General features: G+C 46.1%; 24 protein-coding genes. 9 read left to right on the top strand and 15 right to left on the bottom strand.

Annotated elements, in window-relative coordinates; all coding sequences use genetic code 11:
- Positions 1-71: 71 nt before the first annotated feature.
- Positions 72-893: an SDR family oxidoreductase gene (locus H5647_RS10325; protein WP_045861287.1), complete on the bottom strand. Its 822-nt coding sequence runs from the start codon at positions 891-893 to the stop codon at positions 72-74.
- A 30-nt stretch (positions 894-923) separates the two neighbouring features.
- Positions 924-1,700 (bottom strand): enoyl-CoA hydratase, encoded by a 777-nt coding sequence (locus H5647_RS10320; RefSeq protein WP_045861286.1) that lies wholly within the window; start codon positions 1,698-1,700, stop codon positions 924-926.
- A gap of 230 nt (positions 1,701-1,930) precedes the next feature.
- On the opposite strand from H5647_RS10320, the gene argS reads away from it, so the two are divergent.
- Complete coding sequence (argS, locus tag H5647_RS10315; RefSeq protein WP_045858365.1) at positions 1,931-3,649, top strand: arginine--tRNA ligase; 1,719 nt, start codon at positions 1,931-1,933, stop codon at positions 3,647-3,649.
- An 88-nt stretch (positions 3,650-3,737) separates the two neighbouring features.
- Here argS and fbp read toward each other — a convergent pair whose 3' ends face one another.
- The 5 genes from fbp to H5647_RS10290 all read right to left on the bottom strand — a co-directional run bounded on the left by fbp (position 3,738) and on the right by H5647_RS10290 (position 9,876).
- On the bottom strand, positions 3,738-4,748 hold the full coding sequence (gene fbp / locus H5647_RS10310) for a class 1 fructose-bisphosphatase (RefSeq protein ID WP_045858363.1): 1,011 nt from the start codon (positions 4,746-4,748) through the stop codon (positions 3,738-3,740).
- Between the two features lie 250 nt (positions 4,749-4,998).
- Positions 4,999-6,177 (bottom strand): hypothetical protein, encoded by a 1,179-nt coding sequence (locus tag H5647_RS10305; RefSeq protein WP_045858360.1) that lies wholly within the window; start codon positions 6,175-6,177, stop codon positions 4,999-5,001.
- A gap of 100 nt (positions 6,178-6,277) precedes the next feature.
- Positions 6,278-6,598, bottom strand: coding sequence for a YqcC family protein (locus H5647_RS10300; protein ID WP_045858357.1), 321 nt, complete (start codon positions 6,596-6,598; stop codon positions 6,278-6,280).
- A gap of 6 nt (positions 6,599-6,604) precedes the next feature.
- A complete protein-coding gene (gene dinG / locus H5647_RS10295) occupies positions 6,605-8,725 on the bottom strand; it encodes an ATP-dependent DNA helicase DinG (protein ID WP_045858356.1) in 2,121 nt (706 codons plus the stop codon).
- Positions 8,719-9,876 carry a 1-acyl-sn-glycerol-3-phosphate acyltransferase gene (locus tag H5647_RS10290; protein WP_045858354.1) on the bottom strand — a complete coding sequence of 386 codons (1,158 nt, stop codon included), beginning with the start codon at positions 9,874-9,876 and terminating at the stop codon, positions 8,719-8,721. Before H5647_RS10290 ends, dinG begins: the two co-directional genes overlap by 7 nt.
- A 219-nt stretch (positions 9,877-10,095) precedes the next feature.
- Here H5647_RS10290 and H5647_RS10285 point away from each other — a divergent pair, with 219 nt between their 5' ends.
- Positions 10,096-11,376: a response regulator gene (locus tag H5647_RS10285; protein ID WP_045858352.1), complete on the top strand. Its 1,281-nt coding sequence runs from the start codon at positions 10,096-10,098 to the stop codon at positions 11,374-11,376.
- Positions 11,377-11,441: 65 nt separating this feature from the next.
- Here the strand turns inward: H5647_RS10285 and H5647_RS10280 are convergent, their stop codons facing one another.
- Together H5647_RS10280 and H5647_RS10275 are read right to left on the bottom strand one after the other, a co-directional pair.
- The gene (locus tag H5647_RS10280; RefSeq protein WP_236074862.1) at positions 11,442-11,939 is read right to left on the bottom strand and encodes an EF-hand domain-containing protein; all 498 of its coding nucleotides are present in this window, start codon (positions 11,937-11,939) and stop codon (positions 11,442-11,444) included.
- A 372-nt stretch (positions 11,940-12,311) separates the two neighbouring features.
- Positions 12,312-13,328, bottom strand: a complete 1,017-nt coding sequence (locus H5647_RS10275; RefSeq protein ID WP_045858351.1) for an aspartate carbamoyltransferase — start codon at positions 13,326-13,328, stop codon at positions 12,312-12,314.
- Between the two features lie 196 nt (positions 13,329-13,524).
- Here H5647_RS10275 and H5647_RS10270 point away from each other — a divergent pair, with 196 nt between their 5' ends.
- Positions 13,525-14,412 (top strand): DUF2971 domain-containing protein, encoded by an 888-nt coding sequence (locus tag H5647_RS10270; RefSeq protein WP_045858349.1) that lies wholly within the window; start codon positions 13,525-13,527, stop codon positions 14,410-14,412.
- Here H5647_RS10270 and sbcB read toward each other — a convergent pair.
- Positions 14,400-15,827, bottom strand: coding sequence for an exodeoxyribonuclease I (gene sbcB, locus H5647_RS10265; protein WP_045858347.1), 1,428 nt, complete (start codon positions 15,825-15,827; stop codon positions 14,400-14,402). The genes H5647_RS10270 and sbcB overlap by 13 nt on opposite strands.
- 83 nt (positions 15,828-15,910) lie before the next feature.
- Here sbcB and can point away from each other — a divergent pair, with 83 nt between their 5' ends.
- From can to H5647_RS10240, 5 genes are all read left to right on the top strand, one after another.
- A complete protein-coding gene (can, locus tag H5647_RS10260) occupies positions 15,911-16,552 on the top strand; it encodes a carbonate dehydratase (RefSeq protein WP_045858344.1) in 642 nt (213 codons plus the stop codon).
- Between the two features lie 258 nt (positions 16,553-16,810).
- Positions 16,811-17,710 carry a type 2 periplasmic-binding domain-containing protein gene (locus tag H5647_RS10255; protein WP_052691987.1) on the top strand — a complete coding sequence of 300 codons (900 nt, stop codon included), beginning with the start codon at positions 16,811-16,813 and terminating at the stop codon, positions 17,708-17,710.
- A gap of 117 nt (positions 17,711-17,827) precedes the next feature.
- Entirely contained in the window at positions 17,828-18,220 is a 393-nt protein-coding gene (locus H5647_RS10250; RefSeq protein ID WP_045858342.1) for a hypothetical protein, read from the top strand.
- Positions 18,221-18,572: 352 nt separating this feature from the next.
- The gene (locus tag H5647_RS10245) at positions 18,573-19,574 is read left to right on the top strand and encodes a hypothetical protein (RefSeq protein ID WP_045858340.1); all 1,002 of its coding nucleotides are present in this window, start codon (positions 18,573-18,575) and stop codon (positions 19,572-19,574) included.
- Between the two features lie 125 nt (positions 19,575-19,699).
- Entirely contained in the window at positions 19,700-20,227 is a 528-nt protein-coding gene (locus H5647_RS10240) for a helix-turn-helix domain-containing protein (RefSeq protein ID WP_236074861.1), read from the top strand.
- 90 nt (positions 20,228-20,317) lie between these two features.
- On the opposite strand, the gene H5647_RS10235 is transcribed toward H5647_RS10240, so the two are convergent.
- Complete coding sequence (locus tag H5647_RS10235; RefSeq protein ID WP_045858338.1) at positions 20,318-20,815, bottom strand: hypothetical protein; 498 nt, start codon at positions 20,813-20,815, stop codon at positions 20,318-20,320.
- The gene (locus H5647_RS10230) at positions 20,812-21,819 is read right to left on the bottom strand and encodes an RHS repeat-associated core domain-containing protein (RefSeq protein WP_268871375.1); all 1,008 of its coding nucleotides are present in this window, start codon (positions 21,817-21,819) and stop codon (positions 20,812-20,814) included. Before H5647_RS10230 ends, H5647_RS10235 begins: the two co-directional genes overlap by 4 nt.
- A gap of 163 nt (positions 21,820-21,982) precedes the next feature.
- Here H5647_RS10230 and H5647_RS10225 point away from each other — a divergent pair, with 163 nt between their 5' ends.
- Positions 21,983-22,960 (top strand): hypothetical protein, encoded by a 978-nt coding sequence (locus tag H5647_RS10225; protein WP_045858334.1) that lies wholly within the window; start codon positions 21,983-21,985, stop codon positions 22,958-22,960.
- A gap of 316 nt (positions 22,961-23,276) precedes the next feature.
- Here H5647_RS10225 and H5647_RS10220 read toward each other — a convergent pair whose 3' ends face one another.
- From H5647_RS10220 to H5647_RS10210, 3 genes are all read right to left on the bottom strand, one after another.
- Positions 23,277-23,966: a hypothetical protein gene (locus H5647_RS10220; protein WP_162926309.1), complete on the bottom strand. Its 690-nt coding sequence runs from the start codon at positions 23,964-23,966 to the stop codon at positions 23,277-23,279.
- Entirely contained in the window at positions 23,954-24,310 is a 357-nt protein-coding gene (locus H5647_RS10215) for a tlde1 domain-containing protein (RefSeq protein ID WP_045857285.1), read from the bottom strand. Before H5647_RS10215 ends, H5647_RS10220 begins: the two co-directional genes overlap by 13 nt.
- A gap of 108 nt (positions 24,311-24,418) precedes the next feature.
- Positions 24,419-24,673: a hypothetical protein gene (locus H5647_RS10210; protein ID WP_045858332.1), complete on the bottom strand. Its 255-nt coding sequence runs from the start codon at positions 24,671-24,673 to the stop codon at positions 24,419-24,421.
- Between the last annotated feature and the right edge of the window lie 29 nt (positions 24,674-24,702).

The raw sequence follows: 24,702 nt of genomic DNA, 5'->3' as shown, positions 1-24,702 counted from the left end.
CCAATGGGCAAGGCGCGATCATAGCAAGGGTGTGGTTTAAGGTCTATTCAATGCAAAACCAGACAGCGCCATTACTCTTCCGACATTTGCATCATAAAATCACCAAGCGTTGCGCTGAACGCCGAAACGCCTCCCAATGCCCAGCCGCCATCTACCGGTATGACCGTACCACTCACATAGCTAGCTAACGAAGAACCTAAAAACAAGCAAACATTCCCAATATCATCGGGCTGCCCCAAGCGTTTAAGGGGTACGCTCTGCGTGGCTTGCGAAACCAGCTCTGGGGTAGGCGCCAAACGCTTCATGCCTTCGGTACCCTCAATAGGCCCGGGCACCACACTGTTCACACGAATACCTTTTGGGCCCCATTCCATCGCCAATGTCCGGGTTATCATATCTACACCAGCCTTCGCCGCACACACATGAGATTGTGCCACCATCGGTAAAAAAGCCTGAGGCGCAGAAATATTAATAATACTCGCGCCCGGTTTTTTAAGATGAGGGTAAGCCGCTTGCATTACATGGAACGTACCGAGTAAATCGATATCGACCACCGATTTAAAACCATTCGCCGACATACCATTGGCCAGCGCAGGAAAGTTTCCTGCCGCGCCGCTCACTAAAACGTCAAACTTACCCAATACGCGTTCAACGTCCTCGAAGCCCTTTTTAATCGACGCCTGATCGCGTACATCAGCAGCAAACCCCATGCTTTCGGCGCCTAATACCGACAGCGCCGCGACCGTATCTTCCACTTTTTCTTCACTACGGCTCGCCACCGCCACCTTCGCGCCCGCCCGTGCAAAGCTTTCAGCAATACCACGATTAATACCGCTGGTGCCACCTACCACCATTACGGTATACCCACTAAAATCCAACGGTATTTGGCTCATATAATTAACCTGTTCCTGGTAATCCACTATTTAAATTTTAGAAAAATCGGCTGGACGCTTTTCAAAAAAAGCCGTTACCGCCTCTCCAAACTCAGGGCTCGACAAGCTCGCGACAAAGCTTTGGAGCTCTGTATTCAACGTATCGCTCACCGCCTTTCGACCCGATAACTTTAGCAACGCCTTCGCCTCACGAACGGCTATAGGCGCTTGAGCCGCCAACTTGTGGCACACTTCGCGTGCTTTTAAAAGAGGATCATCCACTACGCCATTAACCAAGCCCGCTTGATAAGCCGCCTCTGCGCCAAAAGGCTCACCCAATAATATCCATTCTGCCGCTCGCGCATGGCCCGCTAATCTCGGCAGCAAATATGAACTGGCATACTCTGGCCTTAAGCCCAAATTAACGAAAGGCAACGAAAACGCTGTATTTTCTGCACAATAAACTAAATCACAATGTAAAAGCATTGTTGTTCCTATGCCCACTGCGGGGCCAGAGACTGCCGCCACCACCGGTTTAGGACATTTTTCCAGAGCTAACATAAAGGCCAGTGTGGGGTTCTCACTGCCTGCCAGCTTCTCCGGCTCCGACATAAAATTAGCAAAATCGGCGAGGTCGTTACCGCTGCAAAAACAATCTTCCACACCCGTTATCAACACGACCCTTACCGCTTGGTTATCCGCCGCCGCATTCAGCGTTTCCGCCAGCGCCTGATACATGGCCTGATTAAGTGCATTCTTCTTATTGACACGATTCAAGGTGATCATCAATACGCCTGCGTCGCGCTCAGTTACAATATTTGTTGTCATACCCATCCCTTCTCCGTCGTATTCGTTTACGCTTCTTTATCTCGTCTACCATTATAGAACAGCCTCGCTATTCTCTATGCTAACGCGCTGTAAACCTATAGCCTATTTATCCGCCCTGAGTGGCAATACCTACCCTCGTTAAAACTCGTTGGTTTCTTGACCCACAAACTTGCTTCTGACAGCCATGCCGTTACAATCGCGCTTCCTTCAGCATTCAAGATATTATTACCATGAATATTCGTAGTTTTCTCGCCGATCGTGTACGCCATGCCATGTCAGATGCCGGTATTCCTAGCGACTATAGCCCTCATGTTGCCATCAGTAAAAAGGCCGGTTTTGGTGATTACCAAGCCAATGGCGCTATGGCTGCCGCTAAAGCGATGAAAACCAACCCCCGCGTACTGGCGCAAACAATCGTCGATCACCTGGACCTTAACGGCATTGCAGAAAAAATAGACATCGCCGGCCCAGGATTTATCAATATTCATTTAGCCAGTACATGGTTAGCCAAACAGTACGATATGCCCGCACAAGAGCGTATCGATAGCCAAACCGTCGTTATCGATTATTCTTCACCAAACCTTGCCAAAGAAATGCATGTGGGGCATTTGCGCTCTACTATTATTGGCGACGCCATCGCCCGCATATTAGAGTTTCGTGGCGACAAGGTGATACGCCAAAACCATGTCGGCGACTGGGGCACTCAGTTTGGTATGCTCATTGCCGAACTCGAAGAGCAGCTAGGTGATGGAGAACGCGCTGAACTCGCCTTAAAAGATTTAGAAGGCTTCTACCAACAAGCAAAAGCTCACTTCGATAAAGACACCGCTTTCGCAGACCGAGCACGCCAATACGTGGTCGCGTTACAATCTGGCGATGCAAAGGTATTAAGGCTTTGGGAACAATTTAAAAATGTATCGCTGAAGCATAGCGAAGATATTTACCAAACGCTGAATGTCACACTGAACGCGTCTAACGTTCGCGGCGAAAGCGCATACAATGAAGATTTAGCCCCCACCGTAACGGCTCTAAAAGCCCAAGCGCTAGCAGTCGAAGATGACGGTGCTCAAGTCGTTTTCCTGCAAGAGCTTGCCGATAAAAATGGGAACCCCAGCCCTGTTATCATTCAAAAGAAAGACGGCGGATATTTATACGCCACTACCGACTTGGCGGCACTGCGCTATCGCGCCAACACCTTAAAAGCTAATCGCATACTTTATTTTATTGACGCTCGCCAATCGTTGCACATGCAGCAAGTATTCACCGTTGCACGCAAAGCAGGTTTTGTCGATGAATGGGTCAACCTCGAACATCATCCCTTCGGCACCATGATGGGCGCCGATGGTAAACCGTTTAAAACACGAAGCGGCGGCACCGTAAAACTCGCCGACTTACTGGTCGAGGCTATTGAACGTGCACACACAATCGTTAGTGAAAAAAATCCGGAATTAGACGCTGCGACAATAAAAGAAGTGTCTCAAAAAGTAGGCATAGGGGCCGTAAAATATGCCGACCTATCTAAAACGCGCACCAATGATTACATCTTTAACTGGGACGCTATGCTGAGTTTTGAAGGCAATACAGGGCCGTATATGCAGTACGCCTATGCACGTATATGTAGCATATTCCGTAAAGCCAATATCGACCTTAATAGTTTCTCCGGCGAACTCTGCGTAACAGAACCCCAAGAAAAATCATTGGTACTGAAAACATTGCAATTTGACGAGGCACTTGAGCACGTTAGTGCCGACGCTATGCCGCATATTTTATGCACGTATTTATATGACCTCGCCAGCTTGTTTATGACGTTTTACGAAGCGTGCCCTATATTAAAAAGCGATGTCGACGACAATACCCGTAACAGCCGCTTACAACTCAGTAAGAACGTTGCCCAACGCCTACAACAAGGCTTAGAGCTACTGGGAATAGAAACCATGGAGCGCATGTAAGGCAACGCTCAGAGACACTCAGCGGGCCCTATAAAGACCAACGTTCAACCTCTTTTTGGGCTCTTATTTACCGCTTCGGTACCCCGTGTCACGAGCCAACATATGCCATGAACGCTTCTGCTTTCTCTACCATTTTAGGCGACCCCACAAAAAACGGGGTTCGCTGGTGTAAGGCGTTAGGTACTCGTTCAATGATACGTGACCTACCGTCTGATGCCGCACCACCGGCCTGCTCCATAATAAACGCCATTGGATTACACTCGTATAATAACCGCAACTTCCCACAGGCGTTTTCCGCGTATGACGGGTAGATAAAAATGCCACCTTTCAATAAGTTTCGGTGAAAATCAGCCACCAAAGAACCAATGTAACGTGAAGTGTAAGGCCGTTGCGTTGCTTCATCGTTTTCTTGGCAGTATTTAATATACTGTTTAACCCCCACGGGAAAATGAACATAGTTACCTTCGTTTACCGAATAAATTGTGCCCTTTGAAGGTATGGCCATATTAGGGTGAGAAAGGTAATAAACACCTATAGAAGGGTCAAACGTAAAACCGTTCACGCCATTTCCAGTGGTATAAACCAACATAGTAGACGACCCATAAATAACATAGCCTGCCGCCACTTGCTCTGTACCACACTGCAAAAAATCCTCTATCTGTACCGGCTCTTGATGCGGCGAAACACGTCGATAAATTGAAAAAATTGTGCCTACCGCAACATTGACATCGATATTGGAAGAACCGTCAATGGGGTCAATTAATACAATGTATTTGCTACCTTTATGTTGTGGTTGAGTAAACTCTACAAACGACTCCTCCTCTTCTGAAGCCAAACCACACACAAGACCTCGTGCCGCCAAGGCCGTTTTAAATTTATCATTTGCGTAAACATCCAATTTTTGCTGCTGTTCACCCTGAACATTTTTTTGACCGGCGTAACCTACGATGTCCGCAATACCCGCTTTATTGATTTCACGGTGCACCAGTTTCGACGCCAATTTAATCGCACCAAAAATTTGGCTAAGATCACCTGTGGCTTCGGGGTAATCCTGCTGATGTTGAATCACGAACTCGCCCAGCGTAACAAGATTATTCATGCTGCACACCTCTACTCGCTTTCCCACTCAATGTGCCACACACGCCGCAGCACTCGCGTATATAGGCCTTATTAGGCCTGTACCTATAAGCTTAGTTCTCTGGCAAGAATTAAGGCATTAATTCGAGTGATCTCCAATACAATAGGCTACTCAGCCGTTAGGCCCAAACCCAGCGACGAACGCGAGGCTCGCGATAAAAAAAGCCGAATGAGGTAAACCGGTCATTCGAAGCACAACCGAGGGAGGGGGATTACGCTTGGCCACGCCCTGTACGATAAGCCGTGCCAATGCCCAATAAGAGAAAAACAAACTCCGCAATACCGATACTGTTGCGCATCACTTGTACGGTCGATTCGACCTGCCGACTGCCGGAAAATGCCATGGTTGCCCAATCATCGATAGTCAGATCATCTGCAGCGAGACGCTCCAACCGAGGACCAATCGATTCGGTAAAGTAACGTATATCGGCCTCTTCAAGCTCTTCGTCCGTAAACGCCAGTACATAACCATTTTCAATAATAAATTCACGCAAGGTTTGCTCGTCTACCACCATCGCTTTGTAACGTTGTGCATTGGCTATATCCATATCGTATAGCGGCTGTAAATCTGCGTTTTGGTAGAGTATTTCAAACTCACCTTGCCATTGATTTTGCAACGCTTCAGCCACGGTGTATTTTCCGCCGAGTACCGCCAACAACGCTAAAGCTCCGCATATTACGCCGGAAAGCTCGCCTCTCGATCCAAGTTTTGCTGCGGTAAACCCCACCATTCCACCAATTAACCACGCCACTAGACCTAGCGCGTAGTTCACGAGCTTCGCTACCAACACCCACAAAAACGCACCCATACTGGCCGCAACTGCACCCGCAGCAATACCACGCGCCGTCAATGCGCCTTTTTCTGCCGTGTGCCTATTCGTTGTATTCAGATTGTCGGTTTGAAAAAGCGGAACCGTATTCATTACTTGTTTGGCTGAGCCTACGTTGTGGAGACACGTACCACACCCACAACACTGCTCGTATTGCGGCTGTTCAAGCCCACATCTTGGACAAACCAACGCGCGGGTATTAGGTTCGAATACCGCATGCATTACTGACGACGTGACGGCCTGAGGCGCTGTATCTGCTGTACTATTTTCAGGAGATTGAATGTCAGCAGGCGTCGCGCTCATACGGGGAGTTGGCTCAAGTGCGGCAACCTCTTGCACGAGGTGAACATCCACACCAATAAGCTCAAGTTTTCGTTTGTACACTTGCGCACTCGCCAAAGGCAAACCTTTTTTGAGTGTTCGCATGCCGGTAAGGGCCAGCGCCGCTTTTTCATCACTAAGCCGTAACAATCGAGCAAAGGATCGATTAACCTTACGAGCATCAAAGCCAGTAAGGCATTCCCCCGAACTTACGATTCTATAAGTGGCGAAATTCCCCATGCCGCTCTCCTTGCATATTTTTATTGTCATAAATTAAGCAACATCAATAATAAAACGAAGCGAAGATTTACAACAACAAAACAACCCAAAATTACTACAATTACATCAAGATCTCGTCGATTTGTCTGACCATCTCAAGAATTGCTTCTGACTGAAAACCGTGCTGTCGAAAAAATTCTTCAGCCATAGGTGTAATAGCACATTTTTGGGGAAGCGGCTGACCAGTGTCGATCAAGGCCTGTATTCTGACAATAAAAACAAATTGTAACCATTGCGCAAAAGAAAGGGTGTCGATACAAAAAGGTTGGGTACTCAGTAGACTCTTGGCCGTTGGAGGCTGTGGCTGCCAACATTGAAGATCGCGCAGTTCCTCTTCCAGCGACATAAGCAGGGCCTGCATACAGGCATTTCGATTATCCACACCGCTCTACCTCACGCCACCACCAAAAGGCGGCAAAGAATTTAATAATGCTCGGCCATAACGCTTTGTCAGAATACGCTTATCCAAGATGGATATACGCCCCTTATCAGACTCTGTTCTTAAAAGGCGACCACAGGCCTGCACCAATTTAATGGCCGCGTCAGGAACCGTAATTTGCATAAAAGCATTACCACCACTCGCCTCTATCCACTCGGCCAACGCCGCCTCTAAAGGATCGTCGGGAACGGAAAACGGAATTTTTGCAATAAGCACATGAGTACAATACTCACCGGGCAAATCTACACCTTCCGAAAAACTCGCGAGCCCAAACAAAACACTACCCTCTTTATTGTCGATACGTTTTTTATGTTTTCTTACCAGCGCTTGCTTGCTTTCAACGCCCTGAATCAGTATGAGTGTTTTAAACTCGCGCGGCATATTCTCGTAGACTTCTTGCATTTGTTTTCGAGAAGAAAACAACACCAAAGAGCCTGACGCTTTATCGATAATACTGGGCAGTAACGAAATCAAACTTTCAGTATGGGCTTGAGCATCTTTCGCTTCAATCGCGGCTTCAGGCACCACAAGATCGGCATTTGCCGCATAATCAAAGGGGCTGGGCACAATTACATAGTGGCTATTGTCATACGTTCCTGCGCGGTATTTAAATCGATCAAACGAATTTAGAGCCGTTAATGTTGCAGACGTTACCACGGCACCAAAACATCGAGACCACAAATCTTTTTCTAACGCTCGAGACGCTAAGATAGGGCTAGACACCATTTCAAAGTCACTAAGTTCATTGTATTCCAACAAGCTAATCCAGCGTGCATGAGGAAATTTTTTATCTACTCGCGTATCAGCATAACTCGTCCATAATTCAAAACTAGACTCAGCCCTACTCAACATAGACCCGAGTATAGGCAGCGTATTTTCGAGATCCACACGCGGAACTGTCGGGTAGTCTTCGTCAAGTAGAGTGTTCATTTCCTTATTTAATTTACCGAGTAGCTGCACTAAATCTGAAAATTCACGCTGCAACTCCACCGCGAGCACTTCTAGCTCTTCTGGCACCACGCCTTCAGGAAACCTCAATCGCGGCGAAAACTGTTCGCGATCTACCTCTGCCGTCAACGCTTGAATTAAAAACAAATGCGTTTCCATTACCGTACGAACACTTTTTAGCTTGGCTTCCATTGGTGCGGCCATTTGCATAAAATAGCTCGCCTCAGCAATTGGCCCTACAATCGATTGCCACTGGCCTTCTGTTTGACCTAACCAACGAATAGTGCTTCGATAACGCCCATGAGTTGCAAAATGATTGAGTGCTTTATCTGGAAGGTGATGTCCTTCATCAAAAATATAAATAGTTTCTTCTGGAGCAGATAGAATAGCGCCCCCACCTAAAGCAAGATCGGCAAGCACTAAATCGTGGTTCGCGACAACTAAGTCGACATCATCTAACTCTTCGCGGGCTTTAAAAAAAGAACAACTGCGAATAAAGCTGCATTTTCGACCTGTACACTGTCGGTGATCCGTAGTCACTCGCTGCCACGTTGTCTGCTCTATTTCATCTTCCCAATTATCTCGGTCGCCATCCCAATCGCCATGAGACAATTTTTCCATCATGCCAGCGTATAACTTGTTTTCGGTGGTGGTTATACCGCTTTGCTCATCTTCGTATAACGGAATAAATTGAACTTCGTCATCCACGGACAGTAGCTTATCGAGTTTTGCCAAACACAAATAACGGCCACGCCCCTTTGCCAAACGGAATTGAAAATCTAGTTCGCTATGGTGTAATAATTCGGGAAGATCTTTTAATACAACTTGCTCTTGTAGCGCCACTGTTGCCGTTGCCAGCACCAGTTTTTTATTCAATGCTTTTGCGATGGGTAATGCTGCTAATAGATAGGCAACCGTTTTTCCTGTACCCGTTCCCGCTTCTATGACGCACACATGGCTATCGGAGGATCGCGTTTCATGATCATCCATTTTGATATTTCCCAATGTACGGGCAATTTCAGCGATCATCAGTTTTTGACCGTATCGAGGGTTTAACTCTTTCGATGCAAGAAATTTTCGATACGCTTGCTGAATAACCTTTTTGGTATCCTCATTTAGCACTTTTGTTCACCTAATCGACGGTACACCGGGTTGGCATAGCCCGTTAGCACTATCTTTCGAGTACTGTCATTACAGGTCGCAATACGGTCTTTAAACTGCGCCCTAGCCTTACCCCAATCGTACGTTTCAAAAGCGATACCCTCCGCACCCACCCGTACAGAAGGTGTTTTATGCTCTAATAATTCATAGGCAAAGCAATTAGTTGAGTGCAAGATATAATTAGACTCCACCTGACGATCAATCTCTTCAGCAACGTCATCGGCTGTTTCAAGCCCATCTTCGAGTAAAGTTCCAAAGCTAACATGCACGGCTTCTTTATAACCCGTAATTCCGCGTGCAATACTCATAACATCTTCGTGCTCGTCTTTTGTATACGAGCCATGTACTGCTTTTTGATGCAGCTCGTGCGCTTTGTCTATATCGCAAGGGTCATACGCATAGGAAATACTCACAGGAACAATACGCGCTTCGCGTATAAAATCCTCAAACGGCATATCGCTCGGTTTGCTCATTGCAAACATATTGATTAATGCAGGGTTTGTTTTATCCCAACCATCTTTGGCTCGCCCCTCACGTTGTGCAATCCATAAATTTTCGCGGTCGGTTAATACCGAGTGGTGTATATAACTGGCTAGTTTTTTAGCCGCCGCCAGTTTTTCACGACGTGATGCGAGATTACGGCGCACAATAAAGCTTTTATTTAAACGCATTAAATCTGCAGCAAAAGGCTTAGTGAGTAAGTTATCACCAATAGCGATGCGCATGGTGGGGTAATTATTATGGAATAGCACCCAGTTAATTAGTGCGGGATCCATCGCGATATCGCGATGATTACTGATAAATAAATAGGGCTCGTTCGCATTGATATGCTCCAAACCCGAATAGGTGAGGCTTTTGACTGTTTCGTTTATAGAGCGAGAAAGATACTTTTCGATCAAAGCTTGAAACGATTCAACATTATTAATGTGGCCTACTTCTTTTGCGAGCCGTTTACGCACCACGGAACGCAACGCGCGTGCAGCAAAACCCATAGCGCTTGGTAGCTTGAACTTGGCCAACGTATCGAGAAATTCACCATCGGCCAGAAGCCGCTCAATGATAGGGCGCACCTCGTCGTCGTTATAGGGCCGAATATCTTCAAATTCCGACATAAATCAAGCGCTCACATCCGCTATTAACCGCCCGTAACAGGCGTAATTCTTCATCAAATGCCGGTTTTTAGGCTGATATTTCGCCGGCTACATATAAACCGAGCGATTATACAGTTTTGCTTAGTGCTCAGCATGCCCAAAAGCGAGAGAGAGCGTATTTTTTACCCTGTGATAAACTCTTTAGTGGAACTTTAAAGAAAGGCGCTTAAATCTAACCTTATGAAAATCCTTCTGGTTGAAGACAGTCCGACCCTGCGCCATGCAACGTGCACCTATATCCGTAAAGCCGGCCACGACCCTGTTGTGGCCAAATGTGGGGAAGAGGCACTACAGATTGTCGATAAAAACCCCATCGATCTCATTATTATGGATGTGGAAATGCCCGGTTTAGACGGGTTTGAGACTACACGCCTCATTCGGGAGTGGCTGGGCAGCCATTGGGTGCCGATTATTTTCGTGACCGCCCACAACCAAGAAGAAAGCTTGCGTGAAGGTATAGAAGCTGGCGGCGATGATTATCTGATAAAACCCGTTAGTTCCGTGATTCTCTCGGCAAAAATTCGAGCCATGGAGCGTATTGTCGACATGCGTAACAAACTCAACCAAGCCAACGAAGAACTCACCTTTTTAAGTGAGAAAGACAGCCTTAGCGGCCTTTACAATCGCCGTACCTTTGACATGAAAGCAGAAGAACATTGGAAACTGGCCACTCGCTCCCAAGAACCCGTCTCATTGTTGTTGCTCGATATCGACCATTTCAAACTCTATAATGACGAATACGGCCACCAATCGGGAGACGAATGTATCCGCCTTATTTCAACGGCATTACGCCGCTGCCTAAACCGGCCAGGCGATATTGTTGCCCGCTACGGTGGGGAAGAATTTATTGCGCTACTCCCCAATACACCAGAAGCCGGCGCCCTGCATGTCGCCGAGCACGTACGTAAAACCATTGAGGCATTACACATTAAGCACCGAGGCTCGCGAGAAAGTGACCGCGTAACGGTAAGCGTTGGCCTCTCACTCGCCAACTTCACCACCGGAACCAGCCTCTCACATCAAATTAGCCTTGCCGATAAGGCGCTCTACAAATCAAAAAGAAGGGGTCGCAATCAAGTGACGCTATCGGCCTATACGCCAGATGCAAGCGTTTTAGTTGTCGATGATGACCCTACAAGTTTGTCTGTTATCGAGAAAACACTTGAAGGCCACTGCGCCTTAATCACCACGCAAAATGGGGAAGAGTGCCTAAGGCTCGCACAAGAAATGCGACCCGACGTAATTTTGATTGATGTCTATTTACCGGGAGTAAACGGCTACGAACTGTGCCGTTCACTTAAGGATAACGCCGCTATTGCTGAAACGCCTGTCATACTAATTTCGGTGTGTGAGGAAGAGGAGCTTTTACGCTTTGGTCGACAAGTAGAAGCTAATGCCTGCCTTCAAAAGCCACTCGACCGGCATCAACTCATTGCCAAAATACGACAATACATTGATTAGTAGCCGCGAGAGAGCACACACAAAACGTAAAAAAGCGGCCTATTGCCGCTTTTTTAATCATTGCTTTAATCGAGGTTGGTGCGCACACAAACCCAGAAAAGACAATGTACATTTTCGTCGTTTTCTTCAACGGCTATATCAACTTTAGCCGGGGTGTCGCGGGTAATCTCGGCTGTACTAATGTTACCATCGCCGTTTTGATCGAAACGCTCAAAACTGCCGAGGTAGGAACAATATTCATTGTCGGAAAGCGTACCGTCTTCATCAAGGTCTAATTTGCTAAAGCGCGCTTTTAACAACATCTCACGTTTAGCCGTATCGAGCTTTAAATACTCTTCAAAAGAGACACCGCCATCAGCGTTGTCGTCCATCCGCGAAAAAATTTGTTTACGCTTATCGGATATTTCATCGACGGTGATCACATTGTCACCATTTACGTCGTATTTTGCTAACAACCAAAGGTCTTCGGCCCCGGTCTCGGGCTGTGCTAAAGCACTCCCTGAAAGTATACAGCTCGCGAGAACAGCTCCTGCCATTCCACGGAAGACATCAAAGCCTGCCATTACTTCCACCTCATTTCTTAATTAGATAATTGTTGGTATGCCGTTAGTAAACAGACAAAATCATCTTCCTTAATGAGACCTCCTCGAACAAATCCGTGCTCGATAACACGCTAGAACATTATAATTAACGCTTTGAGTCTAACGCTTTCTGCAAATTCTACCAACCGCTGAGTTCACACTTTATACTGATTATTCGTTACTGATTATGCCCAATTAATAACCAAAGCGAAAGGCTTCAGTCATAAGGCAGGGTGTTAAATGTGACATTTATCTATATCAAGCTTACGAATGCGCCACGAAAGCAGATTTGACGAAGCGCCAAAAACAATAACCAATACTAAAGAACCAGTAATGAGTTAAATGCCATATACACTACATACCGTTGCGACGGTGGTACCAATTAACCTCTCGCGAATGCGCTTCTACTTGCCCGACAACGTCCAAAATCATCGCAAAGAGCGCCATACGTACCAATACCCCATTGTCCGCCTGCCGGAAAATAGCGAGGTTAGGGTTCTGATTAAGGTCATTGTCTAACTCATTTGCGTCTGAACGAGAATCACGCGGTAAAGGGTGCATAATGACCGTATTCGGTTGGCAGAACTCTGTGTAGATCGATTGGTTCAACCGAAAACGGCCACGGTAAACGTCCGCCGCCTCTTTCGACTCAAACCGCTCTTCTTGGATGCGTGTTGAATACACAATATCAACTCGGCTAATACTGTGATTGAGCTCTGAAGAAATTACCACTTTATGCCCTGCCGAACGCAAAGCGTCGACATAACGTTCCGGCATTGCCAGCTCTTCCGGCGAGACCAAGACGACTTCAATATTGTCGTACAGCGCCAATAGCCGGCTCAATGAATGCACCGTACGACCATGCTTTAGATCGCCTATCATAGCTATCCGTAATCCGTCCATCGAACCACGTTTAGCCGTAACTTCTTTTTGAATGGTATAAAGGTCTAACAACGCTTGGCTGGGGTGTTCATTAGCACCATCGCCACCATTAACAACCGGCACTCGGCTCGCGGAAGCAAACTCGGCTACCGAACCCGATTCAGGGTGCCGCATACAAATTACGTCGCTATAGCCGGATAATACGCGAGCGGTATCGTAAAGCGACTCGCCCTTGGCAATGGCCGAGCTTTTAAAACCCGTTGTTTCTCGTACTTCTCCACCCAACAAATTAAAAGCGCAACCAAAACTAACGCGTGTGCGCGTACTGGGTTCAAAAAACATATTACCCAAAATAGCGCCCTCAAGTACCCGCGTAACCCTTTTACGCAAGGCGTAGGGCTCCATGCTGTCTGCAACCGCGAATATCTGTTCAATGTCAGCGCGAGAAAATTGTTCAACAGACAGAATATGGGAACCGGCGAATATCACAGTGCGCTACCTCAGAAGGGGGATCAAATTTGCCGGCTATTCTACTGCCGCGGCTGAAATAGCCCAAGCGTTTAAGATCAACTATTTGCCAGATTCCGCCCGAACAGGCTCCACTTAAGGACGCAAAACACTGAAAAACCGACTAAGCTACCTATAATAGTTATAAATACAGCATAATTTGTATTAGGAAACCGCTGTGGCAATCCCCGAAAAACTCTTTAAATATTGCTCGATTGACACCGCGCAACTCATTCTTTCGAGCCGCACTTTGCGCTGGAGTTCGCCCGTTGTCTATGGTGACCCTCTCGAGCTCCAACACCTCACACCCGTGAACTTTGACCGAGCATCGCTGCTGCAAGCCACGATAAAACTTGCAGCTTCAATGATTTTCGCCTCTAGTAAACCACAAGGCGATACACCACTAATAAACGCTATACGGCGCTGGCGAGAAGAGGATAGATTTGGAAACCCAGAGGAAGCCGAAGGCGTGCTAGGCGAATTGCTCGCCAAAATGGTCGATCAACGCATGTCCACCGTTCAAAATTATTTAAAACTGTGGGAAGACTATAACCGTAAAGTTCGTGTGTGCAGTTTTAGCTCTCGGCCCGACAATACTGTGGCATGGGACCATTTTGGTAATAACCATCGAGGTGTGTGTTTTCGGTTCGACTGTACCGATCAAGCACTTGCACGGCGGCCTCAACCGATACAATACGGCAATACTCGACCAGAGCTTGCCGATTTACGTGATCAAATCGATGCTATTTTAAACAACCCTCCTGTCGACGAGAAACCGAACTTCGAATCGCTCTTTACGGTAAAATCACTCTCACGTAAACTCGAACAGGAATGGCGCTGCTTTCGCCTCTCAGAGAAAAGGCAAATAAATGATGAGCCCTCCACATGGGTCGATGACTTAACCTTCGAAACAAGCGAGCTTTCTGCGGTTTGCTTCGGTATCGATACCAGTGAAGCCGATAAAAAAATGATCGTTTCGTTAATGAAAGAACACATTGGCCATACCCGATGCTATCAAACAAATCTAGCAAACGGACGATACGATTTAGAAATTCAAAAAGCGTAAGTTTTTTGTTCGCCCCATTGACGCAACGCACTGATCAACGCTTGTTTCTCTATCGATGCTCCATCCTCGCTTAAGGCTAGCGTATCAAGTACTGAGAGATATTCGCTATAGGACAAACACCCCTCTTCACCCTGCATTAGACGTTCTTGCACATGCTCATGCCACTCCAACCGCTCTTGCTCATTTAACGCCTCCGGAAAATTTCGGGCCTTATAGCGCAATAACATCTGGTTCAAGCGGGTATCGTTAAAAACGGACGGCATCTCAGCGAGCTCTTTAAGTTTAGCTTTACGAAGAACAGCGCACTGTTTTTTATCTTCTCCATTTAAAAAACCATTGTACAACTGCTGCTCCGGGTCTTTGCGCGGTGAAAATCGCTCAGCGGTATAGAGTAATTCGAGCTTCCCTGAGAGATCACTCTCACGCAATTGCCGCCAATGTCTCTCGCAAAGCGCCTTATCAATATTTAAACGCTGCGCAGCCTTTTCGTCTAACAACTTAGGTGTCACTAAGATAGGGCACCGATTAATATGCACCAACTTTAGCGGAATACGCGCTACCCCTTCGGGTAAGTCAGCCGTTGCAGTAAAAACTCGTTCGGCAATGGCGTCAGCATCCAGTGTTAACAGCGGTGTAGGGTCTATTGACAGATCATAGACAACCACCGCATTTTTATTGGTTGGATGCATCGATAAAGGTACGATAAGTGCCGCACAACCGTGTTCCGCAGAGAAGCGCGATGAAATATGCAACAGCGGCTTTTTGTTGGCCACATCCATCATGGCTGCGACTTTTTGCTTTGTCTTGTTTGCTAGCGCGTACTGGTATAAATCCGGTTGCGCACTGCGTACCAATTTTGCCATTTCTATAGTAGCTTCAACATCAGAATAGGCATCATGAGCCGATTGATGCGCTATGTTATTCGCTACAGTAAGGTTTTCTAACCGAAAACTCGGTCGGCCATCGACTATAGGCCACTCGATACCCTCTGGCCGTAGCGCATAGGCAAGCCGCACCATATCTATAATATCCCAACGGGAATTACCGTTACGCCACTCACGCTCATACGGGTCATAGAAGTTGCGGTACAAGGCATAGCGTGTAACTTCGTCGTCAAACCGAAGTGAATTATAACCAACGCCACAAGTGCCCGGCTGAGAAAATTCTCGATGAATTTTTTTAATAAACGCGTGTTCAGGCAAGCCTTCTTGCAAGGCTAACTGGGGAGTAATACCAGTAACCATACACGCTAACGGCTGTGGCCAGATATCCTCTGGCGGCTGGCAATACATCACCAGCGGGTCCCCAATAATGTTTAAATTTTCGTCAGTGCGCACGCCGGCAAACTGGCTTGGCCGGTCAATAGCTGGGTTTGTCCCCCAGGTCTCATAATCGTGCCAATAAAAGCTTTTCATCGGCTTGTCCCTTTTTCGTTCTTTTGGGTATACTCGCTGCTCACGAACACAGCTGCCATTAGTCACTTTACTAGAGCCGCACTATGAACGAACTCGAGAATCTTTTCCAGAATAACCAGCAATGGGCCGACGCGATAAAAGCCGAAGACCCCACCTTTTTCGAAAAATTATCAAAACAGCAAAAACCCGAGTATTTATGGATAGGTTGTGCCGACAGCCGTGTGCCCGCAAATGAAATTGTAGGCCTTATGCCCGGTGAATTATTTGTGCACCGTAATATAGCCAACTGCGTTGTCCATACCGACTTAAACTGTCTGAGCGTTATTTACTACGCCGTACAAGTATTAAAAGTTAAACACATTATTGTTTGCGGGCATTACAACTGTGGTGGCGTGCAGGCCGCTATGCTAAACGAACAGTTTGGGCTAGTAGACCAGTGGGTGCGAAATATACGAGACGTTTATTACCACAGCCGAAAAAAGATGGCTTGTATTGCCGACGAGAAAGAACGCCTAAATTTAATGTGCGAATTAAATGTTAAGCAACAAGTCGCCAATGTTTGTCATATTCCAGCCATACAAAATGCTTGGAGCGCACGCCAGCCACTCGCAGTACACGGCTGGATTTACGACATTAAAGATGGCTTACTTAAAAAAATTACTGACACCTTCGATAATCTTAGCCAAGTACCCGAGCAATATCGTGTAGCGGAACTCCCCAAGTAAAAAGGCCACTCTTGTGTAGCTTATGCTATACAAGAGCCTCTAGCGTCCCTTGACTCTTCGCCATACCAAGACCACGCGATATCTCCCCGCCGACAATCTACCGCTGCAGCGGTAGATTGTCGCTATATTTGTACAACAAAATATGGCCCTAAGCATTTTTAGTGCAGAGTAAAAAAAGCCCTCTGACATAGGCAAGTGTCGCCAATTACGTCTAGAATAAGAGACTATCATCTCACTACTTGTTACGGCTTTACTGCAATGCGCCACCTGTTGATTCTTGGCTTACTATTCCTAATAGGCACCGACTCAGACGCTAGCGACCTCAGCTCGCAAGAACTACTGCCCTCAGACCCCATTCCCTCCTATACCATGTGGATGGGCGGGGCTAAAGGTCGACATGCCTATGACAAGGCCGTGACATGGCTTGCTATGGAAAAAAGCCGTGTTAAATATGGGCCCTACAGTCTCCATACCATTGAGCACCGCCCCGGAATAGAGCGGGCGCGTATTGAGGCTGCACGTGCCGATCGTTTTCAGGTGCATATATCCCCAAATGACGAAGTAATGGAAGAAAGTGCAGGGTCGCTTATCCGAATAAAAGAGTCTGTGATAAAGGGAATACTGGGTTACAGGCGCTTAATTATTCGCAAAGCAGACGCCGACAAATTTAAGCAAATTGATTCGCTAAGCAAGCTCCAAACGCTCTCGGTAGGTCAAGGCGTACGCTGGCCCGATGTAGCGGTTCTTCGCGCGAACAATATTTCCGTTGTTCAAACGCACAGTATCGATAGCCTATTCGCAATGCTAAACAAAAAAAGGTTCGACGCTATATCTCTCGGCATCAATGAAGCTGAAGGCACTCTTGAAACCGTTATAGCGCAATACCCAGACTTAATAATAGAACCGAATATTGTACTTTTTTTCCCTATGTCTGTTTATTTCTACGTAAATACACAACACCCCGAGCTGGCCGAACGATTAACCTACGGCATTCGAAAAGCCAAGAAAGACGGCAGCTTCGACAGCCTGTTCGCGCTTCATTTTTACAATGAAATAGCGACCATAAACCAATCAAATATTAAGTTTTTTACATTAAAGAATGACTCTATGTCCTCCCTCGATGCATCGCAAACACCACTGCTCATCCAACAACATTAAAACCCATACGGCGCCCCACCTTTGAAGCTTAACCATCAAAAAACCACGCCAGCTATCTTTCGAAAGGTATCTTATGCATAATTCTACCCCATTGATTATTCACCACCAAATTACGCTATGACAAAACCCAAGAGTAAAACCGAAAAGAAAATTGACAACAATATTCGAACGGCACTAACAGATATTTGTACCCAATCGCAAAAGACTATACCCGGCTTCGCGTGGTTAACGCATCAGGCCAATTATACCAACTTCCCCGCTAGCCTATTCATCACCTGTGTATTTAACACCGAAAACGAAAAGAATATTGCATTAAACAACGGCAGTAAAACCACTATCGAAAAAAATATTCAAGCTAAGCTGTTAAAAGCTGGTATAAAATTTAAAGCGCTGGGAAAACAAGTAGCATTTGACAGTGAGCAAGCCTGTGCAGCCTGCCACCAAGGCGATTGGGGGAAACGATTAGCCTGCAATACCGCTCGTGCAGTTCCAAAAAACAGACCACATTAACCGCATGCTCGAGTGAACAGAGCAAAGCATATACTTAAGATCGAATATAGATAACAACATTGTCTTGTTATAGACGCTAAATGTGAGATGAAAAAATATATGAGTAGGAGCCCAAATAAAAGGTTTCTTAGAGATATATGTCCTCGTTTTTTTACGGCCCAATTTCTATTGTTTAAAACCTATAGTAACTATTAAACTGCCTATATCGATTATGGTTATGATACATGACGCGACTGGAGGATTGGCGATTCAAAGGAAGGTTTCAGGTTTCTCGGACACCCACACCACCGCTTGATCTAAGAAAAACAAAACTGTATTTTAAAACAGCAAAAGTTAACTCAAGGAATGAGCCATGCCCCGCCCAAGGAAGCAACAAATCTCACTAGATGCCACACCCTACTATCACTGCACATCTCGCTGTGTGCGCCGCGCGTTTCTTTGCGGCCTAGATGCGTTAACCGGTAACGACTACGAACACCGCCGACAGTGGGTTGAAGACCGTATTGTATTCCTGGGGGAAGTGTTTTGCATTGACATCTGTGCTTACGCCGTAATGAGTAATCACCACCATCTGGTATTGCATATTAATGCCGCAGAGGCTCACACGTTAAGCGATTTAGAGGTAGCCAAACGCTGGCACACCCTTTACAAAGGTACCCCCTTAACGCAAGCGTTTGTAAAAGGTGGGCCGTTAGATGACGCCCAGCGGCAGGCCGTGAAAGAAAAGCTGGACCAATGGCGCTTGGAACTCGCCAGCATAAGTCGTTTCATGTGGGCTTTAAACGAACCCATTGCCCGCAGGGCAAATGCAGAAGACCACTGCACAGGTCGCTTTTGGGAAAGCCGGTTTAAATCACAGGCGTTACTGGATGAAAAAGCACTCGCCGCTTGCATGGCTTATGTCGATTTAAATCCTGTTCGAGCCAAAATGGCGACAACCCCAGAAAGCTCGGAACATACCTCTATAAAACGGCGTATTGAGACCTTTAAAGCGGCTAACACTCACCCCTTAACTCACCCCTCAACTCAACCTTTAAAACTGGCTGAATTTGTAGGCAACCCAAGAGAACCCATGCCCCAAGGCTTACCCTTTCACCTGAAGGATTACATTCAGCTCGTGGACATAACAGGCAGAGCGATTAGAGAACACAAACGTGGTTTTATCGACAACAACTTGCCACCCATTCTAGAACGATTGAATATAACCAGCCACGAATGGCTCACACTCACCACCCAGTTCGAATCCACATTCAAAAGCTTAGTCGGCTGCAAAGCAAAACTCATGCTCGCTGCCAAAGTTCTAGGATTGAAAAGAAGACCGGCCTTCGCGAATTGCGAAGCCATTTTCCACTAACACCCCATCCGGCAATAAACCCTACCTTTCTCGAACCTAGAGAGCGGCTAGACTCGTCTGAAATTCAGAAAAATCAAATATTTCACGCCAAAAACAAACAGTAATGAAATAGCGCCTATGGCGTGATGGGTTTAATAAAAACCACAACTAAACTGATTGTTTTTCACTTAACGTGGCTGTCCGATTATTTGCCTATGGGTTTAATAAAAACCACAACTAAACTGATTGTTTTTCACTTAACGTGGCTGTCCGATTATTTGGTGATAGCCCACTACCTAGACAAGATGACTCAGAACGACAACGACTTTTTCAAGCAACTGGGACGCAAGATTGCGTCTTTGCGAAAGGAACAGCAGATTACGCAGGTGCAACTGGCAGAGATTCTGGGAATCTCCCAGCAGTACATGCAGGCGTTTGAAGCGGGCAGGAGGAAGGTGCCATCGTCCATGCTGCCAACGCTGGCAGAGGTGCTGGCGGTATCGGTGGAAGAGTTAATCGGGATTACCAACAGCGACAGCAAAGACAACAGCAAAAAACGCGGCCCCGCGCCCAAGCTGCTAAAGCAGGTAGAACAGATCAGCCAGCTACCCAAGTCCAAGCAAAAATTTGTGATGGATATGCTCGATACCGTTATCCAGCAAGCAGCTCCTTAAACCAAAAAGCCCAGCGATAGACTGGGCTTGGAGAAGAGTTTGTCAAGTTTTTTTAATTTGTGGATGTCCCAGAGTATTTTTGCCTGATGGCTATTGAGAGCCGCCTATAAAGCACCCATCCCCTTTCAAGGAACTCTGAATATCAGCAATCTTCCCTTTCACATCATCTTGAAATGAGCTGAAATACTCATCCAAAATAGATACTAATTCTTTTTTGAAACCACCTCCATTTAATAAGCTCGCCACGCTACCAGTAGAGATGATACACAGCGATTCCAATGGTTCACCTTTCAATTCAGGCAGCTGAGGTTTGTAAGAATAGACAAGTAAAAGCTTCCTGAAAATTGATTGCTGCATAACCAATATCGTAGATTGGGAAACCCCTTCTACCATTGCAATCTCACCGAATACTTTAAGATCTTCACCCAAATCTAATAAAAGTAGATCCACCACAAAGTTTTTATCAAACCCTTGCATTTCGGCACCCGCACCCTTAGATGCAGCTTGGTGAGAAAAGCCAATTAATACACCAAATATAACTAACAACCGTGCAATATTAACGACCATCACATTTGAACTATTCTTCATTTTCGTGTCTCCTTATATATACCTGTGAGCCTAGAATCAAACCCACTGCCATAATAGGAACGGAATAGGTTTTCATTAAAATATTGGGGGCCTTTCGCAATTATCAAAGAAGTCTCCATCAAAACCTGATTGCTAGAAATCTTTCCAACCCCATCATAAATATCTTTTATATGCCACACCTCGGCTTTATTCAATGGCCCTGGAATAACATGTCCGGAGAACGACCCGGCTATACCCTTCAAGTGAACCGTCATCGAGACATCAGTGATATGGTCATTAAATTCTAGCCACGCTAGCTGCCGAATCTCCCCACCAAAATTTGCAGCATTGAAAGCAGAAATCTCATAGCTTGATGCAAACTCCAACCATTTTGAATATTCAAATGGATACTGTTCAGCAAACTCCTTGTGAAACGCTTCATCTTGAAAAAAGCTAAGCAAGTTTGTACTTACACCCTTATGTGCAACCTCACCCTCCACAACCTCCAACGCCGACTTCAGCGTCGGATCTTCTACCAAATTTCCACTTGGCCCATTATCCGAAGCCAATAAGGGCTCGCCCTGTTCGTTAAAATACCCCGTAACGTTTCTACCAAACCTCCCCCCAGAAGCATCAACCACCGCATCGGCCCAGCCCTGGTCCACTTCACCAGTAGCCGAATCAACAAATGAATCAGACAAAAAGAAGGTTTGTGGAGAACCATCGTCATAAGTCAGGGTGACATCATACCCGCTTGAAGATTCGCTATACACGTCATATATCGGCATCGCCCGTTGCATATCCGGTGGCACACGACACCCCATATATCCACTCGGGTCGGTCATGTTTAGCGGATTGTTCCACACATACGAATAACGGTTCAAGCTGCCCAGTACTTCTGGCGCCTGTATGATCGGGTCGGCCTGAACAAACCTTGCCAGGTGGCTGTCGTAGATGCGCCCGTTCATGTGAATAATGTCGGCGCCATCAATCATTTCATGCCCAGTAAACCCGCGGGAGGTGATGGGCTTGGCGGCCTTGGCAAAACTGTTCAGTCCCCCTTCTTCTAACGCTGCCCAGTCGCTTGCATTTCTGCGCTAAAGTTTCTCGGACACCCACACCACCGCTTGATCCAAGAAAAACAACGCTGTATATTAAAACAGCAAAAGTTAACTCAAGGAATGAGCCATGCCCCGCCCAAGGAAGCAACAAATCTCACTAGATGCCACACCCTACTATCACTGCACATCTCGCTGTGTGCGCCGCGCGTTTCTTTGCGGCCTAGATGCGTTAACCGGTAACGACTACGAACACCGCCGACAGTGGGTTGAAGACCGTATTGTATTCCTGGGGGAAGTGTTTTGCATTGACATCTGTGCTTACGCCGTAATGAGTAATCACCACCATCTGGTATTGCATATTAATGCCGCAGAGGCTCACACGTTAAGCGATTTAGAGGTAGCCAAACGCTGGCACACCCTTTACAAAGGTACCCCCTTAACGCAAGCGTTTGTAAAAGGTGGGCCGTTAGATGACGCCCAGCGGCAGGCCGTGAAAGAAAAGCTGGACCAATGGCGCTTGGAACTCGCCAGCATAAGTCGTTTCATGTGGGCTTTAAACGAACCCATTGCCCGCAGGGCAAATGCAGAAGACCACTGCACAGGTCGTTTTTGGGAAAGCCGGTTTAAATCACAGGCGTTACTGGATGAAAAAGCACTCGCCGCTTGCATGGCTTATGTCGATTTAAATCCTGTTCGAGCCAAAATGGCGACAACCCCAGAAAGCTCGGAACATACCTCTATAAAACGGCGTATTGAGGCCCTTAAAGCGGCTAACACTCAACCTTTAAAACTGGCTAAATTTGTAGGCAACCCAAGAGAACCCATGCCCCAAGGCTTACCCTTTCACCTGAAGGATTACATTCAGCTCGTGGACATAACAGGCAGAGCGATTCGAGAAAACAAACGTGGTTTTATCGACAACAACTTGCCACCCATTCTAGAGCGATTGAATATAACCAGCCGCGAATGGCTCACACTCACCACCCAATTCGAATCCACATTCAAAAGCTTAGTCGGCTGCAAAGCAAAACTCATGCTCGCTGCCAAAGTTCTAGGATTGAAAAGAAGACCGGCCTTCGCGAATTGCGAAGCCATTTTCCACTAACACCCCATCCGGCAATAAACCCTACCTTTCTCGAACCTAGAGAGCGGCTAGACTCGTCTGAAATTCAGAAAAATCAAATATTTCACGCCAAAAACAAACAGTAATGAAATAGCGCCTATGGCGTGATGGGTTTAATAAAAACCACAACTAAACTGATTGTTTTTCACTTAACGTGGCTGTCCGATTATTTGTTGGGCGGGGAAATGATCGAAGGAATGTTGGTGAAGCACCAAACCAAACAAATGGTTAAGAGCCTTGCTCGCTAAAACCAAAAAGCCCAGCTTTCGGGCTGGGCTTTGAGAAAAATAGTCAAGGCTTAATAATTTGTGGATGTCCCTTTTATATTCTTTTCGTCATTCTTTTCTGGGCATGTTCCTGACATGGGCTCTATATCGCGAGATGCGTACATCTCCACCGCTACAACTTTACTCTCCGAGTCACTTTTAAGCACATAAGATACTAGGCTTTTCGGTTCACCATACACCGAATATTCGCCCTCAAACGGATCGTTAAAATAATGGCAGCTTGCTTGGCCTGCTATTGTTTTATACAGGTAAATAGTTCTCTCATCAGATTTCTTTGATAGAACGAAACCAGCTCCCATAAACCTGCTAACAACAGAGTTGACCCTTTCCCCAAAAGAAATGCCTTCGATGCTATGCAACTCCTCAGCACTAACAAAACAATCAACGACATTGTCAGTTTTTGGAAGGTTTTTTACTCCTCTAACAGAATAAGTTTTCTTTTCGGGGTTACCGTCAATCAAAAAAACGACGACCTTCCCTTCATCTACAAGACATAACTTCCCGGTCATTCCATCTATTAGAAAATCCGAAACATCAACACCACCAATATTCTTAGGGAAAAGCCGTAATTCTTTATTCAATATCACACCCAGATAGTTTAAGTCTTGCTCGTCGCCAAAACCCGGAAAACAAACAACTAAACTAATTGAAAGCGCAAGTAATTTTACAAAACCCTTACATTTCAAAATCATTTTATCCACACCATGGTTCCAGTACGTATATACTTCCTCTGACTTTGCTGAATAATCAAACATCCCCGTGAAGCATCACCGAAGAAACCAGCATCTCCATGTATAAAAATATCATCTCGCCCATACATCTGGTTATCGGGTGCAGGCCATAAGCGAATCCAACCGTCGGAAGTGCGCCTTTCAGCAATGTATGTACCGGCAGGAGCGGGCCCGATATCTTTTAAAACATCTGCTCTCGGGTTGTTATACGCAAAAGCATTTTCCCCGTTTCCGCCCCCAGAATACCCCTTACCTGACTGAAAAAGCTCTCCATCCCTATAGTGCTCCCAACGCCCAAATTCAGTATTCCACACCAACCCATCTTCAATATTCTCGGTTGTAGCTAAAACCCGTGCATAGCCATTTTCTAGCTGCTCCTGCGTCTTTTGTGCACAAAGTTGTCCTTTACTATTATTGTTGTCTCAGGTGTGGCTATCTGGTAATTCCAACTTATGCTTTACATCACAATCCGGTAATTTTTCACGTAGTTGCTTTATTCGCTGCAATTCCTTATAAATCCACTCTTTTCGGTCCTTTGTTGTTTCTAAACGAACACTGTCTTTCTCCATTGTTTGGACAAAATCGTTTACGTATTTCGCACACGCGTCAGGCAATGAAAACGATGGAGAAGAATACAAAATAAAAACAGTAAAAAAATAGATCACGAAAATTTTCATAAATTATCCACAATAAAATTACACCAATT

Origin of the sequence: Teredinibacter purpureus, from assembly GCF_014217335.1 — a bacterium.
GTDB lineage: Bacteria > Pseudomonadota > Gammaproteobacteria > Pseudomonadales > Cellvibrionaceae > Teredinibacter > Teredinibacter purpureus.
Note: the sequence above shows the minus strand (reverse complement) of the source record. Positions and strands in the feature narration are given on the sequence as shown.